The organism is Natrononativus sp. DTA114 (assembly GCF_059736515.1).
Genome location: NZ_JCASSN010000003.1, coordinates 478,878 through 494,633 on the forward strand (window position 1 = coordinate 478,878; position 15,756 = coordinate 494,633).

General features: G+C 65.6%; 20 protein-coding genes and 1 tRNA gene. 6 read left to right on the forward strand and 15 right to left on the reverse strand.

The genetic code is table 11. From position 1 onward, the window contains the following. Positions 1 to 23 precede the first annotated feature (23 nt). Together AC6I6S_RS12465 and AC6I6S_RS12470 are read right to left on the reverse strand one after the other, a co-directional pair. The gene (locus AC6I6S_RS12465; protein ID WP_497950520.1) at positions 24 to 782 is read right to left on the reverse strand and encodes a class I SAM-dependent methyltransferase; all 759 of its coding nucleotides are present in this window, start codon (positions 780 to 782) and stop codon (positions 24 to 26) included. An 86-nt stretch (positions 783 to 868) separates the two neighbouring features. Continuing rightward, the gene (locus AC6I6S_RS12470; protein WP_497950522.1) at positions 869 to 2,062 is read right to left on the reverse strand and encodes a threonine synthase; all 1,194 of its coding nucleotides are present in this window, start codon (positions 2,060 to 2,062) and stop codon (positions 869 to 871) included. 103 nt (positions 2,063 to 2,165) lie between these two features. On the opposite strand from AC6I6S_RS12470, the gene AC6I6S_RS12475 reads away from it, so the two are divergent. Further along, entirely contained in the window at positions 2,166 to 3,449 is a 1,284-nt protein-coding gene (locus AC6I6S_RS12475) for an NAD(P)/FAD-dependent oxidoreductase (RefSeq protein ID WP_497950523.1), read from the forward strand. On the opposite strand, the gene AC6I6S_RS12480 is transcribed toward AC6I6S_RS12475, so the two are convergent. Both AC6I6S_RS12480 and artA read right to left on the reverse strand, forming a co-directional pair. Next, positions 3,450 to 4,157, reverse strand: coding sequence for a metallophosphoesterase (locus tag AC6I6S_RS12480; protein WP_497950525.1), 708 nt, complete (start codon positions 4,155 to 4,157; stop codon positions 3,450 to 3,452). It abuts the gene before it with no gap. Next, complete coding sequence (artA, locus tag AC6I6S_RS12485; RefSeq protein WP_497950526.1) at positions 4,154 to 5,185, reverse strand: archaeosortase A; 1,032 nt, start codon at positions 5,183 to 5,185, stop codon at positions 4,154 to 4,156. The genes AC6I6S_RS12480 and artA overlap by 4 nt, the downstream gene beginning before the upstream one ends. A gap of 148 nt (positions 5,186 to 5,333) precedes the next feature. Between artA and AC6I6S_RS12490 the strand changes: the two genes are divergently transcribed. After that, on the forward strand, positions 5,334 to 6,146 hold the full coding sequence (locus tag AC6I6S_RS12490; RefSeq protein ID WP_497950528.1) for a DUF7839 domain-containing protein: 813 nt from the start codon (positions 5,334 to 5,336) through the stop codon (positions 6,144 to 6,146). Between the two features lie 99 nt (positions 6,147 to 6,245). Here the strand turns inward: AC6I6S_RS12490 and AC6I6S_RS12495 are convergent, their stop codons facing one another. The 8 genes from AC6I6S_RS12495 to AC6I6S_RS12530 form a co-directional block, all read right to left on the reverse strand. After that, entirely contained in the window at positions 6,246 to 6,845 is a 600-nt protein-coding gene (locus AC6I6S_RS12495) for a J domain-containing protein (protein ID WP_497950529.1), read from the reverse strand. A 69-nt stretch (positions 6,846 to 6,914) separates the two neighbouring features. Continuing rightward, a complete protein-coding gene (locus AC6I6S_RS12500) occupies positions 6,915 to 7,679 on the reverse strand; it encodes a proteasome assembly chaperone family protein (protein WP_497950530.1) in 765 nt (254 codons plus the stop codon). 6 nt (positions 7,680 to 7,685) lie between these two features. After that, the gene (locus AC6I6S_RS12505) at positions 7,686 to 7,865 is read right to left on the reverse strand and encodes an RNA-protein complex protein Nop10 (protein WP_497950532.1); all 180 of its coding nucleotides are present in this window, start codon (positions 7,863 to 7,865) and stop codon (positions 7,686 to 7,688) included. Positions 7,866 to 7,886: 21 nt separating this feature from the next. Beyond that, positions 7,887 to 8,687: a translation initiation factor IF-2 subunit alpha gene (locus AC6I6S_RS12510; protein WP_497950533.1), complete on the reverse strand. Its 801-nt coding sequence runs from the start codon at positions 8,685 to 8,687 to the stop codon at positions 7,887 to 7,889. After that, the gene (locus tag AC6I6S_RS12515; protein WP_497950534.1) at positions 8,684 to 8,857 is read right to left on the reverse strand and encodes a 30S ribosomal protein S27e; all 174 of its coding nucleotides are present in this window, start codon (positions 8,855 to 8,857) and stop codon (positions 8,684 to 8,686) included. The genes AC6I6S_RS12510 and AC6I6S_RS12515 overlap by 4 nt, the downstream gene beginning before the upstream one ends. Positions 8,858 to 8,861: 4 nt before the next feature. Then, entirely contained in the window at positions 8,862 to 9,143 is a 282-nt protein-coding gene (locus AC6I6S_RS12520; protein ID WP_497950536.1) for a 50S ribosomal protein L44e, read from the reverse strand. Positions 9,144 to 9,317: 174 nt separating this feature from the next. Further along, the gene (locus tag AC6I6S_RS12525; RefSeq protein ID WP_497950537.1) at positions 9,318 to 9,701 is read right to left on the reverse strand and encodes a response regulator; all 384 of its coding nucleotides are present in this window, start codon (positions 9,699 to 9,701) and stop codon (positions 9,318 to 9,320) included. Continuing rightward, positions 9,688 to 11,163, reverse strand: a complete 1,476-nt coding sequence (locus AC6I6S_RS12530) for an ATPase domain-containing protein (protein WP_497950538.1) — start codon at positions 11,161 to 11,163, stop codon at positions 9,688 to 9,690. The genes AC6I6S_RS12525 and AC6I6S_RS12530 overlap by 14 nt, the downstream gene beginning before the upstream one ends. 192 nt (positions 11,164 to 11,355) lie before the next feature. Between AC6I6S_RS12530 and AC6I6S_RS12535 the strand changes: the two genes are divergently transcribed. The 4 genes from AC6I6S_RS12535 (at position 11,356) to AC6I6S_RS12550 (ending at position 13,077) form a co-directional block, all read left to right on the forward strand. Beyond that, the gene (locus tag AC6I6S_RS12535) at positions 11,356 to 11,622 is read left to right on the forward strand and encodes an HAH_0734 family protein (protein ID WP_497950539.1); all 267 of its coding nucleotides are present in this window, start codon (positions 11,356 to 11,358) and stop codon (positions 11,620 to 11,622) included. A 261-nt stretch (positions 11,623 to 11,883) separates the two neighbouring features. After that, positions 11,884 to 12,336, forward strand: coding sequence for a GtrA family protein (locus AC6I6S_RS12540; protein ID WP_497950541.1), 453 nt, complete (start codon positions 11,884 to 11,886; stop codon positions 12,334 to 12,336). 60 nt (positions 12,337 to 12,396) lie between these two features. Continuing rightward, a tRNA-Met gene (locus tag AC6I6S_RS12545) sits at positions 12,397 to 12,471 on the forward strand. Positions 12,472 to 12,738: 267 nt separating this feature from the next. Beyond that, a complete protein-coding gene (locus AC6I6S_RS12550; RefSeq protein ID WP_497950542.1) occupies positions 12,739 to 13,077 on the forward strand; it encodes a DsrE family protein in 339 nt (112 codons plus the stop codon). Positions 13,078 to 13,137: 60 nt separating this feature from the next. Here the strand turns inward: AC6I6S_RS12550 and hpt are convergent, their stop codons facing one another. From hpt to coaBC, 3 genes are all read right to left on the reverse strand, one after another. Further along, on the reverse strand, positions 13,138 to 13,707 hold the full coding sequence (gene hpt, locus AC6I6S_RS12555; RefSeq protein ID WP_497950543.1) for a hypoxanthine/guanine phosphoribosyltransferase: 570 nt from the start codon (positions 13,705 to 13,707) through the stop codon (positions 13,138 to 13,140). A 112-nt stretch (positions 13,708 to 13,819) separates the two neighbouring features. Then, the gene (locus tag AC6I6S_RS12560) at positions 13,820 to 14,392 is read right to left on the reverse strand and encodes a DUF7344 domain-containing protein (protein WP_497950544.1); all 573 of its coding nucleotides are present in this window, start codon (positions 14,390 to 14,392) and stop codon (positions 13,820 to 13,822) included. A 115-nt stretch (positions 14,393 to 14,507) separates the two neighbouring features. Next, on the reverse strand, positions 14,508 to 15,662 hold the full coding sequence (gene coaBC / locus AC6I6S_RS12565; protein WP_497950546.1) for a bifunctional phosphopantothenoylcysteine decarboxylase/phosphopantothenate--cysteine ligase CoaBC: 1,155 nt from the start codon (positions 15,660 to 15,662) through the stop codon (positions 14,508 to 14,510). Between the last annotated feature and the right edge of the window lie 94 nt (positions 15,663 to 15,756).

The following is a 15,756-nucleotide window of genomic DNA, read 5'->3' on the forward strand; positions in this document are numbered from 1 at the left end:
TCGCTCCGTCCGGCGAGCGCCGCTCACGCCGTCCGGCGAGCCGTCCACACCATCTCCTGGCTCGTCGACTCGAGGTCGTTGCCCTCGAACCCGCCTGAAACGGCCCACTCCTCGAACGGCGAGAGCCGGAACAGCAGGCCGAACTCGCGCCTCGAGAGCAGGGCGATCCGGGTTTCCCGCTCGAGGACGACCCGGTCGTCGGCGTCGAGGACGATGGAGCGGATGCGGGTGTGCTGCTCGACCTCGTCGGCCAGTTCCGACCGAACCCGGTAGGTGTACGACCGGCCGTCGATCTCGAGGTCGCTCTCGTCCCACTCGCCGTACCGCTCACAGATCACTTCGAAGTTCGGCGTGAAGGCGTTGAGCACCAGCCGGCCGCCGGGAGCCAGCGCGTCGTGGATCGACTCGAGCGCCGCTAGCTGGTCGTCCGTCTCGAGGAGGTGCAAGAACGCCCGGAACGGGACGATCACCAGCGCGTACTCGCGTTCGGGCTCGAACGACCTGACGTCGGCCGCCCGAACGCGGGGCTCGAGCCCCGCCTCGGCCGCGTTCTCCCGGAGCACCTCGAGCATTCCCGCCGAGACGTCGATGCCGTGAGCGTCGACGCCGTCACGGAGCAGTTCGAGGTAGATCCGACCCGTGCCACAGCCGACCTCGAGGACGGGGCCGTCGACCCCGCTGGCGAGGTCGCGGTAGAAGGCGACGTCGCCGCTGTCTGCCTGCTGGCGGTAGACCGCGTCGTAGAAGGCGGCCACGTCGTCGAAGTACTCCTCGGCGTTCATACGCGTGCCGACGGAGGGCTGGCGAAAAGCGTTTGGGGCGGTGTGCCAACGAGTTCCAGCCTGGAGACCCGCCGACGAGTTCCGGCTCAGATCCCCTTGCCCATCAGGTGGCTGCGCAACACGTCGGCGTCCTTGTTTCCGGTGCCCGTGTTGAGGATGACGACCGTCTCGTCGCCCTCGAACTCGCCGCGCTCGCCGAGTTCCCACGCGCCGCTGGCGGCCGCCGCGCAGGTGGGCGCCATCTCGAGGCCCTCGCCCTTCGCGACCGCAATTGCGGCCTCGAGGATCTCCTCGTCGTCGGTCGCGACGGCGCCGCCGCCGCTCTCGCGCAGGGCCTCCAGGATCCATGGACTCGCGCCGGGGTCGGGGATTTCGATGCCGCCGCAGATGGTATCCGGGTGCTCCACGACCTCGTGAACTGCGGAACCCGACTCGAAGGCCTCCACGATCGGCTGACAGCCAGTCGCCTGGGCGGCGTAGAGTGCGGGAAGCTCGTCGATCAGCCCGAGTTCGCGAAGCTCTTTGGCTGCCTTGTGCATTCCGACGAGGCCGACGCCGCCGCCGGTGGGGTAGACGATGGCGTCGGGCGTTTCCCACTCGAGCTGTTCGGCGATCTCGTAGAACATTGTCTTCTTGCCCTCGTGGCGGTAGGGGGTGACGAACGTCTTCACGGAGTACCAGTCGTCGTGTTCGGCCATCGCCTCGGTGTAGGCCGCGCCGGCGTCGCCGATCCGGCCGCCGACGACGGTCATGTCGCCCCCGTGGACGTTCACCATCGCCTTGTTCGTAAAGCCCGCGCGGGCGGGGAGGAAGACGTGCGAGTCGATGTCCGCCCGTCCTGCGTATGCCGCGGCGGCCTGGCCAGCGTTGCCGGCGGAGGCCAGCGCGACGTCGCTCGCGCCGTGCTGGGCGGCCGCCGTCATCGCGACGGTCTGGCCCCGATCCTTGAACGTCCCCGTCGGGTTCCGCCCCTCGTCTTTGAACACGACGCGCTCGACGCCGAGTTCCTCGGCGAGTTTGGGACACTCGACGAGGGGAGTCGCTCCCTCGTCCATCGTCACCGCCGACTCACGGGTGAACGGCAACAGCTCCTCGTAGCGCCACATCGAGTCGAACGGCCGCGAGGCGAGCGTCTCACGGTCGAGGTCGATCGCGTCGTAATCGTAGCACGGATCGAGGATCCCGTCACAGTCCGCACAGCGGTGGCTTCCCTCCGCCGCGGTAAACGTCGCGCCACAGTCGATGCACTCGAGGCCGGTAAAGGCGTCCGTCGTCTCCATACCGTCCGTTTCGTCCACGACGACTAATCGCTGTCCATCGCCACGATCCGCGCCGCGTTGCCTCGAGGCGACCGCCCTTTTACCCGCGCCTCGAAGGGTACCTATGAGACGCGATCCCGAAATCGCCGTCGCCGGCGCCGGACTCGCCGGCCTCGTCGCTTCCCGCCACCTCGCCGCGGCGGGTGCTGACGTAACCTGCTACGAACGTGCCGAAACCGTCGGCGGGCGGGTTCGGACCGTCGAGCGCGACGGCTACCGGTTCGACCGCGGGTTTCAGGTGCTGTTCACCGCCTATCCCGCCGTTCGGGACGAACTCGATCTGGAGGCCCTGGAGCTGCGCCGATTCGCACCCGGCGCCTGTCTCGCGCGTCCCGGCCACCGATCGACGCTGGGGGATCCGCGCCGCGAGCCGTCGACACTGCCGGCGACGCTGTTCAACCCCGATCTCACCGTCGGCGACAAACTCCGCGTGCTCCGACTGCAGCGCGAGCTCGCTCGAGCCGACCCGAACGACCTGTTTTCCGGGCCTGACCAGCCCATCGACGACGCCCTCCGCGACCGGGGGTTTTCCGAGAGGTTCATCGATAACTTCGCCGCCCCGTTCTACGGCGGGATCACGCTCGATCGATCGCTTTCGACCTCGAGTCACGTCTTCGAGTACACGTTTCGGACCCTCGGGGCGGGCGACATCGCCGTTCCCGCCGCCGGCATGGGTGCGATTCCCGCCCAACTCGCGGCGAAGGCGCGGGAAGCGGGGGCGGTACTCGAAACCGGCACGGAGGTGACGTCGGTCTCGCGTCGCGGCCACGGGGCGACGGTCACCACCGCGGAGGGCGCCGAACGGGACGTCGACGCGGTCGTCGTCGCGACTGACCCGCCGACCGCGGCCTCGCTGGCCGGCGTCGACGGGATCCCGACGGACGCCCGCGCGTGCGTCACCCAGTACTACCGGCTCGCGGGCGGGGCGGACCTCGAGACCGGCCCCCGGCTGGTGTTGAACGCCGCGGACGACGACGGCCCGAACCACGTCGCGCCGGTCACCGCGGTGGCATCCGAGTACGCACCCGACGACACCGCGGTCGTCAGTGCGACGTTCCTCGGCGAGCGGGCGGACAGCACCGACGAGGAGCTCGCCGAACGCACGCGCAGCGTCCTCGAGTCGTGGTTTCCCGAGCGCCGATTCGACGAGTTCGAGCCGCTGTACACCGCCCGGATCCCGTTCGCGCAGTTCGCTCAGCCGCCGGGGTTTCGCGACCGGTTGCCCGACACTCGCGCACCCGAGGGCGCCGTCTACCTCGCGGGCGACTACACCGAGTGGTCGTCGATCCAGGGCGCTCTCGAGAGCGGGCAAGCGGCGGCTCAAGCGGTCGTCGAGGATCTGTCCTGACTACAGCAGCCGACGGCAGTCGCCGAGCGGCGGGAACCAGAGCGGGTCGTCCGCGCCGGCGTCGTAGACCGCCGGATACCAGTCGTCGACCCCGCTCACGAGCGGCGACTGGAAATCGGCGTCACGCATCCGGTTGACCGTCGTTCCCCGTGCAAGTCGGGTGAACGCCGGCAGTACCAGAACGTCCGCACCGCGGTAGGCGTCCGGGCCGTATAGAAAACAGGGTCGCTTTCGCCCGTCGATCGACAGCGCAGGGTGGTCGTGGCCCACGACGTACCGCCTCGCATCGGATCTGGGCGGCTCGTGGCCGTGACAGACCACCGTCTCGCCGTCCGCGAGCCGGTACTCGTTGTGCCGGTCGCCGTCGAAGGCCGATTCGAGCATCGTGTCGTGGTTTCCGGGGGTGACCACCAGCCGCGCATCCGCGTCCGCGACGGTTTCTTCGAAGGCGCGCAGGTCCTCTCTGACACCTCGCGGAACGCGTGAAAAGGAGTGGAGCAGGTCGCCCGCAACGACGACCGTCTCGGGACCGGTGCGCTCGAGTAGCCCCGCGAGACGCTCGCGCACGTCGCCGCCGTCGTCGATCGGCGCCTCGACGCGCGAGGCGTCGGCCCGCCCGAGGTGGACGTCGGCCAGAACGAGGGTTGCCGGGTCGGGGAAGTAGACCGCGCGCTCGAGCAGATCGAACGGGACGGACAGGGCCGTCATGCCTCGTCGCGAGGCACGCCGTCCTCAGACCCCGGTGTCCCGCCATCGGCCCGAACCTCCGCCCCCACGGCGGTTTCGAGGTCGTACTCGTTGCCGGTGAGGACGAAGAGCACGTCCTCGAGGATCGCGAGCACTTCCGGAACGATCTTGATCACGAGGTAGGTGATGCCGATCAGCGCGAAGATCGAGAGGAACTGTGCGATGAAGTTGTGGGCGACGAGGAACGAGGTCCTGCTGGCGGGTTCGCCCATCCACTCGGTCGTCACGTAGATCAGCGGCTCGTACTGGAACCAGCCCCACGGCGAGGCCAGCCCGATGAAGACGTTCCGGAAGAAGTTGAGGATCCAGATGACGCCGACGGCCAGTCCGAACGCGGCGGCCTTCCGTCGGATCGGGGCCTTGACCGCGGCGGTGAGCCCGCCGAAGATCGCCATGCTCCCGATGCCGGTACAGGCCATGATGATGTAGGAGGTCCGCCCGGTGACGGTTTCGTCGGGGTCGAAGTCGAAGCGGCTCATGTAGCCGTAGTCGGGACCCTCGCTCAGGCCGGGGCTGTAGCCGAGTTGCTCCATCCCCCAGTGGGTCTGGGCGGCGGTCGTCTCGATCAGCCACTGGCGGACGAACGGGATCGTCTCCGCGGGAAGGTAGATCAGCCCCATGATCGCGACGGCCTTCGAGAGGAGGAGCAGCGACTCCCGACCCTGGACGAGCAGGTAGCCCGTATACAGACACAGCGGCAGCGCCGCGAGCGCGAGCATCGTCTGGAGCGGGCTCTGGGCCTCGCCGTAGTAGTACGGGACCATCGCGATCCAGAACGCACCGAACAGCACCCAGGCGGCCGCGGCGACGTAGCGCGCGGTGTCGGGAAGGTTCCGCCACTGGAAGAGGAAGGCGAGCGCGAACGTCCCGATGGCGACCCACGCGAGGGCGTCCACCGGCGAGAGCGAACTCGTCAGCGCCGGTGCGACGAGCGCCGCGACCGGCTCGAGGTCGGCGGCGACGGTGGGAGACGAGGGCGGGGACGGCATTCAGGGAATCCGACGAACTCTCGAGATATCAACCTGACGCCTCACCAGTGTCCCGTTTTAGTGGCCCGGCGTGAATCGCCCGGTCCAGCATCAGTTTTCGGCGCTCGAGACCGCGGCGTTTTTGCCCTGGGTCACGAACACGGTGGACATGGTCGACGTCCTCGACAACAAACGCGCCGCGACGCGGTTTCGCATTCTCGTCGAGATCGCCGAGCGCCAGCCCGCGGTCAGCCAGGGCGAGATCGCCGAGGAGGTCGGCGTCACGAGCCAGGCCGTCAGCGAGTACATCCGCTCGCTGGTCGACGACGACCTCGTCGAGAAGGAGGGGCGCTCGCGCTACCGGGTGACCAAGGAGGGCGTCGACTGGCTGTTCCAGGCGACCAGCGACGTCCGTCGCTACGCCGATCACGTCACCGAGGACGTTCTCGGAGCGATGGGTGAGGACGCCGCCATCGCCACTGCGGATCTCGAGGAGGGCGACGTCGTCTCCCTCTCCCTTCGGGACGGCCTGCTCCACGCCAGCCCCGGCGACGCGGGGCCGGCGACCGGCGTGGCGACGACCGACGCCGCCGAGGGAACTGACGTTGGCGTCACGAGCTTCGAGGGCGTGATCGACCTCGAACCGGGAACCGTCACCGTCCAGCAGGTGCCGAGCGTCCGCGCGGGCGGGAGCCGGTCCCTCGACGCCGACACCATCGTGAACGTTTGCAAGGACGCCGACATCGTCTGTGCGATCGGCGTCGAGGCGGTCGTCGCCTGTCGGGCGGCCGACGTCGAACCGACGACCACCTTCGCCGCCGGGGACGTCGCCGCCGACGCCGCCGAACGCGGGCTCTCCGTGACCGTGGTCGCGACGACCGACGCCGTCGGGCGAGTGACCGACGTGCTTCGCGACGGTGACGTGGCGTACGAAGTTCTCGAGGGCTCGAGCGCGTCGTCTCCTACTCCACGGGACGGCTGATTTTTCACTCGTTCACGAGCGTGCTATTAGACGTCGACTCCCCCAGCAGTCCGCTCGTCCGTGAGCGGTGAGACGCCCGCTCTCGTCCCCGAGCCCGGCTCAGTCGGCGTGTTCTTTCGCCGTCACGTACGCCTCCTGGACCCGCCGGAAGGACTCCTCGTCGCCGCCGTGGTCCGGGTGGACCTCCTTGATCCGTCGACGGTAGGCCGATTTAATCTCCTCGCGCGTCGCCGTCGTCGGCAGCTCGAGAGCCTCGTAGGCCCGCCGGATCGTCTCCTGAAAGTCGGTCGGCCCCCGCTGGATCTCGGGCACCTCGAAGGGGAGTCGGTCACCGAGGTGCGGGCCCGGCATCTCGTGTTCACAGAGGACGACGTAGGTGTCGGTGGTGTTCCCAATTCGGAAGAAGTCGTGGGCGTCGAACGTGACCGCGACGTCGCGCTCGGGGAGGTAAAAGGCGACCGTCGTCCCGGCGAGGGGGTGGTCCTCGGCGTAGCGCTCGCCGATCTCGTCCAGGTAGTCGCGGATCTCGGTTCGCCGGCGGTCCTCGCTCGAGTAGCTCCGGGTCGTCGCCGCAGTTCGGCTTGGAAACAGTCGCTCGCCCACGAGAAACAGCGCCGTAGCGAACACGGTAAAGACCGCACCGAGGACCAGCCCCGCGAGGACGGCCGGCGGAATCGCATCGACGACGCTCTCTGGCACGGCTCGAGATAGGGTGTCGGCGATAAAGAATCGTTCGCCGGCCGGTGATGTGACGACGACCGGGGACGCTCAGCCGATGTACCGAAGGTCGTCGTCAGTCGGCATCTCCGTCGCCTGCTGTTCCATCTCCTGGATCTTGCCGATGACGTCCTCCATCTCCTCGGCTCGCTCGTCGAGGGAGTCGTACTCGAGGGCGAACCCGAGTCGCTCCTCTAAGACTTCGAGGACGCCCCGCGCGCTCTTGGGATCGACCAGGTAGCCGCTGGTTTCGCCCATCAGACAGCTCCCCTCGAAGCCGCGGCGTTTGCCCAGGCCGAGCAGCAGCCCGGAGACGCCGACGATGCCGCCGGCGGGTTCGTCCTCGCGGAACTCGACGCCCGCGTCCTCGAGCGGTTCGATCAGCGACTCGTGGGTGACCGCCCCGAGGACGGCGTACTCGTCGATGAGTTCGCCGGTCGGGACGCCCCCGAGGGCGTACACCTCGCTCGCCCCGAACTCCTCGGCGATGTCGAGGAAGGCGTCGGTGAGCACGTAGTGACCCTCGTTGGTCTGTGCCTGGTGGTCGCCGGTCAACACCAGGAGGTCGCGGCCGTCGGGGATCGAGACCGCGTGAATCTCCGCGCAGGTGAGGTCGGTGACGCCCTCGTCGATGGTCACCTGCGGGGGGAACTCCTGGGAGTAGATACGTCGCACGAGCGTACTCTCCTCGCCGAGTTCCTCGAGTACGTGATCGGCTGCGAGCTTTCCGACGTGGCCGACGCCCGGCAGGCCCTCGACGAAAACGGGATCCTCGAGGTCGGCCTCCCCGACCGCCTCGATGTCGAGTTCGTCCATACCGTATCAGCGATTGCGACGCTTAAGAGCGCGTCGGTACTCGCCGTAGGGGTCGTCGGGGTTCAGCGGCGCCGGGGCGCTGTTCTCGGCGTCGGCTCCGCAGTCGGGACAGCTCTCAGAAAGGGTGTACACGGGACGGTCGTGGGCTTCGTGCCACGCCGAACAGACCCGAATATCCGATTTCATTCGTTAGTCGATCGGTGCCCGTTACTCGTCGTCAGTGTGGCGCTCGCGGTGGTACGCGCCGGAGCCCCCCCGGGCCTCGATCGCGCCGACCGCGCGGTCGGCGCTCGCCTCGAGCTGGGACTCGGCGGTCTTGTAGTTCGGCGCGCGAACCTTGATCCGGTACTCGGGTGCACCGACGTAGGTGACGTCGAGTTCGACCTCGTCGGGGATGTCGCCGTTTCCTTCCGCGGCCTCGAGCGCCTCGCGGATGCCGTCGACGCCGCTCGGGGAGGCGTTCTCCAGGTCGACGTACCCCGTAACGTTGACGTACGGCACCGAGACGTTCTCGCGAGCGGTTTCGACGATCGACGCGAGCTCCTCGTCGGTGAGGTCGGTCCCCTCGAGGGCCTCCTCGCCGTGGATGGCAGCCTGCTTGAAGCCGTCGTAGAGGCTGCCGTGGGCGCCGAGGAGTTCGTTCGCGATCGAGATGTACTCCTCGTCGTCGATCCCCTCGCCGAAGGCGAGTTCCATCCAGTTGTCTGCCTTCTGCTCGTTCTTCCAGTCCTGGATCTTATCGGAGCGCTGGTGGTCGTTGACGTCCTTCAGCGAGAGATCGATCTGCTGGGAGGATTCGTCGACGTCGAGCACCTTACAGACGACGATCTGGCCCTCGCGGACGTGGTCGCGGACGTTCTTGATCCATCCGCTGGCGACCTCCGAAATGTGGATGAGGCCGCGTTTGTCCTGGTACTCCTCGAGGTCGACGAAGACGCCGAAATCCTCGATCTCGTCGATCTTGCCGACGACGAGTTCGCCGTTGTCGGGCCAGCCGCTGTACTTCATCGTGCTTCGACTGTCTCCGTGATCTCGTGGTCGATTTCGGCTTTCCCGCCGGTCGGTCGGGCCAGCGTCGTCCCGCAGACGGCGCAGGCGACCTCGGTCGAGGCCTTGCCGAAGACGATCTGTTCGTTCTCGCAGTCACCGCAGCGGACGTTGTAGAAGTTTCCTGCCATTGTTTTACTCCTGGAACTCGAGTCGGCCGGCGCGCCATCCCGCACGGAGGTGGGCCTTGCCGCATTCGCCACAGCGGTACTTGAGGTCGGTCTTCTTCGTGGGTTTGTCGCCACCGGGAACCTTCGAGAAGCGACCGGCGTTCCCGATCACTTTCTTGTTCCGACGGGTGCGGCGAGCGTCCCACTTCATCCCCGAGGAGCGCCCCGAGCGGACCTTCTCGACTTCGTGCTCGTGGTGTTCGTTACAGTGTGGGCAGTACGTGTTGAATCGGCGTGGCATCTGCATGGGTATCTCTTGAGGTGGGCTAAGGTATGGCTGTTTAAAACCCGTTTGGTTCGTCGCCGGAGCCCCGTGGGCAAACTGCTGCGCTGTCGGGCTGCCCGAAGGACCGTCACTCGGTCTGGCCGGTCACGACAGCCCATCGTGAGACGCCCGGAGGGCGGTTCGCCCGCGTGCGCGCTACAGCACACCCTCTATCGTCGCCCTGATCTCGGCCTTCTCGACGGGTTTCTCGAGGATCGCCCGCGCGCCCTTGCTCATCGCCTTCTCTCGGACCGCTGGCGTGTGGTTCGAGGTCAACACCAGCGCGGGAACGCCGCGATCTTTGAGCTCCCGGCACCGGTCGAGCACCTCCTTCGAGAAGCCGTCGATGTCCAGGACGACGAGGGCGACGTCCTCCCTGTTCTCGAGGAGTTCGTCGAACTCCGCCATGTCCGTGGCGACGGGCACGCGATATCCGAACTGCTCCAGCAATTCCGCGAGCAGTTCGACGTTGCGCTCTCGCTTGCTGACGGCGAGGATGATCGCGAGGGTTCTGCCGTCGGAGTCGTTAGTGTCTGTCATCTGAATTCGTCTCCTGTTCGACTGCGTTTGGCTGTCCGGTAAGGATGTGCCGCAGGTTCGTGAGCGGTTCACCGACTTTCAGGCCGTGTCGAGAGATCGAGAACTGTCGTAGCGTCCGTTCGTAGTCGCTCGTCCGCTTTTTCAGGACACCGATCGCCTTCTGCATCTCCCCGTGCACCTCGAGATGACGCAAGAAAATAATGTTGTCGGCGAGATAGCTGATGTCCGCCTGGGTCACCTCGAACTCGCCCGTCACGGAGCCGACTTCCTCGACGAGGATGACGGTAACCCCCATGTTCCGCAGGTACCGACAGAGCGTGTGCAGCTTGCGGATGTGTTCGTCCTCGTCGCCGCGAAGCGAGAGCCGGTAACCGTTGATGCCGTCGATCATGACGACTGAGGTGTCGTTCTGTTCGACGTCGCCCTTGACGGTCTGGGCGAACTCCTGGGCCGACATGTCGAGCGATTCGACCTCCTCGGTGTACAGGTTCCCCTGCTCGAGAATCTGTTTGACCGGGAGGTTGATCGCCGTGTTTCGCTCCATGAAGGTTCGCTCGGTCTCTTCGAACATGTAGATGCTCGAGCGCTCTCCCCGGCCGGCCGCTTCCTTCATAAACTGGGTTCCGGTCGTCGTCTTGCCGACGCCGGTGGGGCCGGTGATGACGGTGATCGTCCCGCGCTCGAGGCCGCCGTGGAGGAGTTCGTCGAGTTCCGGCACACCCAGCGACAGCGTCTCCTGGTCGACGTCCCGATGATGCTTCTCAGGGTTGATCTCGGGATAGACGTGAATCCCGTCGTCGTTGATCTGCATCGCGTGGACACCGCTTATGGTGTCCGAACCCCGGAACTTGGGGACGGTGAGCTGGCGCCCGGTTGGCTCGTTCCGGAGGTCGATCGTGCCGTCGGTGAGAAACTGGAGATCGTCGTCGGACGAACTCGGCGTGTGCTGGGAGGTAAACAGCACCGTCGCGCCCTGATCTTTGATGTATCGCGTGAACGCGATCACCTGCTGGCGGAACTGGTACTCGTCGGACGTGATGTACCGCAGCCGCGTCATCGGATCGATGAACACGCGGTCGGGGTCGACGTCCTCGATCCGATCCGTGATCGACTCCGTCAACGAGGCCTGCTCGACTTCGCTGGGCTCGAAGATGTCGTAGGACTGGTCCTCGAGGAACACCTCCGAATCCGGACTCAGATCGAGGAAGTGGACGTCCTCGAGATCCATCCCGACCGCGGCCGCGTTCTGACGAACGTCACACTCGGCTTCCTCTAAATTGACGAACAGCGACGTTTCGTCGTTCTCGAGACCGGCACACAGGAAGTTTAACCCCAGCATCGTCTTCCCTGTTCCGGGATCACCGCGAACCAGATAGCTCCGGCCGGCAATCAATCCGCCGTGCAGTATCTCGTCGAGACCGTCCGTCCCCGTGGTTAGTCGATCGAGTGCTGATCTCGTCATTCTGACCGGGAGGACCATGAGGGGTGATTTTCTTATTACACTGATAACGCACCCCAACTCGGCGAAAGCGACGGGTTAAGCTCTTTCCAATGACTAATATCGGCCGATCGGTCCCGCTCGCGAAACCGGCGCTGCGGTTCTCACCTGCAGACCTTCGAAGCGCTTAATTTCCCGTCGTTCGAATCGCCAACCATGAAGCGGCTTATCATCCACGGGGATCCCGGTATCCGAAAGGACGCGATCATCGAACACGACGGCGAGGAACTGGTCTGTTTCGCCATCAGCCGCAACGGCGAGTGGCACGGTCCCGACCGCGTTCAGCTCTGGTGTACCGTCGGTACCGAGGACGAACGCGAGGATTTCGCCCACCGCAACTTCACGCCGCACTTTCTCGAGGTCGAACGCCTCGACGCCGCGGACGTGACCGTGATCAAATCGAAGGGCGATATGGCGATCTGAATCCGGGACCGTCACTCGAGTCCGCAACGGCCGTCAACGGCGCTGGCTATTGTCCCACGTCGGTTTCGGCTCAGTCCCCGGGAGACGCGGTTTCTGTCCCCTCTCGAGTCGCACCATCGAACCGACCACACCGGGCCCACGGCTCCGGAACGTTTTACCGCCCGGCTGGGGTGCATACAGCCACGATGAGCCCGACGGTGACGACGACGACGAACTGGAGGCCTCTACGGGACGCCGGTTCTCGCCGGTGTCGGGTACGATATGACTGATTCGTTTACCGCGGTCGTTCGATCCCGATTCCGAACGCTGCTCTCGAGCGAGCGGTTCGGCCAGTTCGCGTCGGTCGGTTTCGTCGGTGCAACCGTCGACAATCTCACGCTGTTCTTGCTGGTGGAGCTGACGGTTCTCGGGCCGGTCGCCGCGAAGGTGATCGCCTGGGAGCTCGCCATCGTCGTCATCTTCGTGATCAACGAACGGTGGACGTTCGAGACACACGGGAAGCCGGGTCACAGGGCGCTCGGACGCCGGTTCCTGCGGTCGAACGTGGTCCGGTTTGCAGGGTTTCTGGTGACCCTCAGCGTGCTCGCGATACTCGTCTACGGGTTCGGGATCTGGTATCTGGCGGCGAACGTGGTCGGGATGGGTGTTGGCTTCTTCGTCAACTACACCTGTGAGTCGCTCTACACCTGGAAAGTTCACCGCAGTGGGCGGTAGAAACCCGCATACGGTATCCGAATCACAACCCTTAACTACCGAACCGGGTTAGAAAGAGCCAGCGGGATGGGATAGCCAGGAGATTCCGGCGGGCTCATAACCCGCAGATCGGTAGTTCAAATCTACCTCCCGCTACTTTTCGAGGCGAACACTAGTTCCGAGCGAAGCGAGGGATCCGTGAGCCTCGAAAATAGTTTAGTGGTGGTTTGAACCAGACGACGAGGGAGCGAAGCGACCGAAGTCGGCGTGGTTCAAATCTACCTCCCGCAGTCACCGACGAACAATACATTCGAGAGTTCATCACTCGAGCCGCGCCGAGAACGGGACCAACAGCCGCTTTGCGACGCCGGCAGGAACCGCAAGCAGCAGACGTTCACCTCGGCGAGGCGAGTGACGATTCGTATGCAAACTGTTATCCACCTCCTCTCGGGGGACGAAACCGAACAGAACACGTCGCTCGCGATCGCAGAGAACCTGCTCGAGGACGAAACCGGAAGCATCGATGCCGTCGCGGTAGTCGTGCAAGCGAGTGGCATTCAGTCGATCGTCGCCGGCGAGGAGACCGAAGAGCAGGTGCGGTCGCTGATCGACGACGGCGTCTCGTTCAGAGCGTGCAGCAACACGCTCGCGAAGCACGATCTCGAGGAGAGCGACCTCGTCGAAGGTATCGAAACAGTCCCGGAGGGGGCGGTCGAAGTAACGAGGCTCCAGAGCGAGGGGTACGCCTACGTTCGTCCGTAGCAGCGCTGCTCGGTGCCAACGGGGAAATCAGTGTATTCGAGGGCGTTCGAACGTAGCCGGTCAGTCGTCGCCCTGGTCGTCGACGATGACGACCTCGCCGTCGACGACGTCGACGTTGATTAGCGTTTTCGCGTGGTAGCCCGCGTCGGCGACCTTGTTCTCGCCGCCCTCCTTCTTGATGACGGCGACGGTGTCGATGACCTCCGCACCGATCTCGTCGAGCGCTTCGAGCACCGCAGCCAGGGTGCCGCCGGTCGAGAGCACGTCGTCTAAGACGAGCACCTTCTCGCCCTCACGGACGTCGTTGATGTACATCTCGTTCTCCGAGTAGCCCGTCTGCTGGGAGATAGCGACCTCGTCGGGGAGGCCGTACTCGCGCTTTCGGATGACGGTGAGCGGGATGTCTGTCATCAGCGAGACGGCCGTCGAGATGTGAATGCCCATCGCCGCGGGGGTGACGATCCGGTCGACCTCCTCGAGTTCGGCCTTGCGGATGATGCGGATGACGATCTCGCGGAGCAGTCCGGGGTCGAGTTTGGGGACGCCGTCGCTGATCGGGTGGACGAAGTAGTGGTAGCCGTTTTTCTCGATAATGGGTGCCTCGAGCAGGGACTGCTTCAACTGATCCATGTCGTGGGTCGTGCGGTCGGAGAGTAAAAGCTGACGATACGCCCGGCAGCACGGGGTGTTCTGCCACGCTATCTGGTATCGACGCGGGCGCTGGCTGTCGGTGCCGTCCTCCTCAGTCCTCGCGGTAGCTGAGTTCCGGCGGCTGTTCGCCGTGGCCCAGGCGCATGTTCCGTTCGTGGTAGATGTGAGCGGCGGCGGTCGTCGTGATCGTGACGGCGATGAGCGACGCCCAGACTAGCTCCGACAGCAGCGTCAGTGGGTAGATGCCGATCCAGAGTGCCGCGACGAGGGCACAGCTGGTCGCGCCCAGCGAGAGGTACAGTTCGCGCCAGGCGAACTCGCGACCCGGAACGATCTCGAGGTAGACGCTGATGTCGTTGGTTCTGTCTGTCGATTCGATGATGCCGTGATCGGAGTCGAAGAGGAGAATGCCGGCCTCGTCCATTTTCGGAAGGTGAGTCTGCTGGAGCGTCGTGTAGACGCGCTTTCGCTGTGCGGGGGTGACCTTCTCGGGCATGGTGTCGTACTCCCAGGCGGCGACCTGCTGGGCGAGGTCGCCGAGTTCGATCGGCCGCCCGTCCTGTTTCAGAAACTGGAGGACGTACCGGCGTCGCTGGTTGCGAAGGACCTCGAAGATTTCGCCCTTCGAGAGCGGTTTCGACTGTGCCTGGGCGTTCGTACTCATCTTCGTCATCATCTCAACGTACGGGACGGTCCCGATACACGACTGGTTATCTCTGCGGAGGGTCGCCACCTATATAATTCCCTTGACGACCATGCACCGGCGCGGTCGAACCGCCTCACTCGAGGACGACGGCGATCGAGTCGGCAATCTCCGCCGCGAGTCCCGTCTTGGTCCCGTCGTAGGCCGCGACGTTGTTCGCGTGGATCAGCAGCGCCCTGGTTCGTTCGTCCCCCATCACGCTCGCGTCGTTGGCCACGACGAAGGCGAGATCGACCCGCTCTAACGTTTCCCTGGCCGCCTCGACCATCGCATCATCCTCGCCGGAGGTCTCGGCTTTGAAACCGACGATCGGCAACTCGGGGTGGCGATCGCGGATCTCGTCGATGAGCTTCGGCGCGGGGTCGAACTCGAGGGTCAACTCCTCGCCCGAGCGGATCTTCTCCGGGCTCGCCTCGATCGTGTAGTCGCTGATCGCTGCCGCGGAGACGAGCGCGTCGGCCTCCGTACAGGCGTCGGCAGTCGCCTCGAGCATCTCCGCGCCGGACTCGACGACTCGGACATCGGCGTACGGAACGTCGGGGCCGTCGTGGACCAGGGTGACATCGGCGCCGCGGACGTAACAGGCGCGGGCGACCGCCCGGCCCATCTTCCCCGACGAGCGGTTAGTCAGCACGCGAACGGGATCGATCGCTTCGGTGGTCGCCCCGCTCGTGACGACGACGTGTTCGCCCTCGAGTGGCTGTTCTCCCGCCGCCCGCGCGACCGCGGTGACGATGGCCTCCTCGGTTGCGATCTTCGCTTTCCCTTCCTCGAGTCTGGGATCGACGAATTCGACCCCCCAGGAGTCAACCCGATCGATGGCCTCGAGCACGCCGGGGTGGTCGTACATCGGCTCGTGCATCGCGGGGGCGATCACGACCGGCATCCCCGCCCCCAGGGCGGTCGTCGCACACGTCGACACCGGCGTATCGTCGACCGCGCCGGCGATCTTTCCCACCGTGTTCGCTGTCGCGGGCGCGATCAGCAACACGTCAGCCCAGCCCTCGTAGCCACAGAGTTCGACGTGTTCGACCGCACCCGTGATCTCGGTAACCACCGAGTTGTCGGTGGCGAACTCGAGCGCCCACGGGTGGATGATCCCCTGGGCACTGCCCGTCATTACGCCCCTGACCGACGCACCGTGTCGTCGCAGTTCGTGGGCGAGTTCGACCGTCTTGACGGCCGCGATCGACCCCGTCACCCCGAGCGCGACGTTGACTCCCTCGAGCATTCGTCGGATATTGCCCGCGCGGCGGCTTTAACGTTGGCGAGGCGAGCGGACGAGTCGAATCGACCCTGAACGGCTTTGTCGCTGGCGGGGGTGG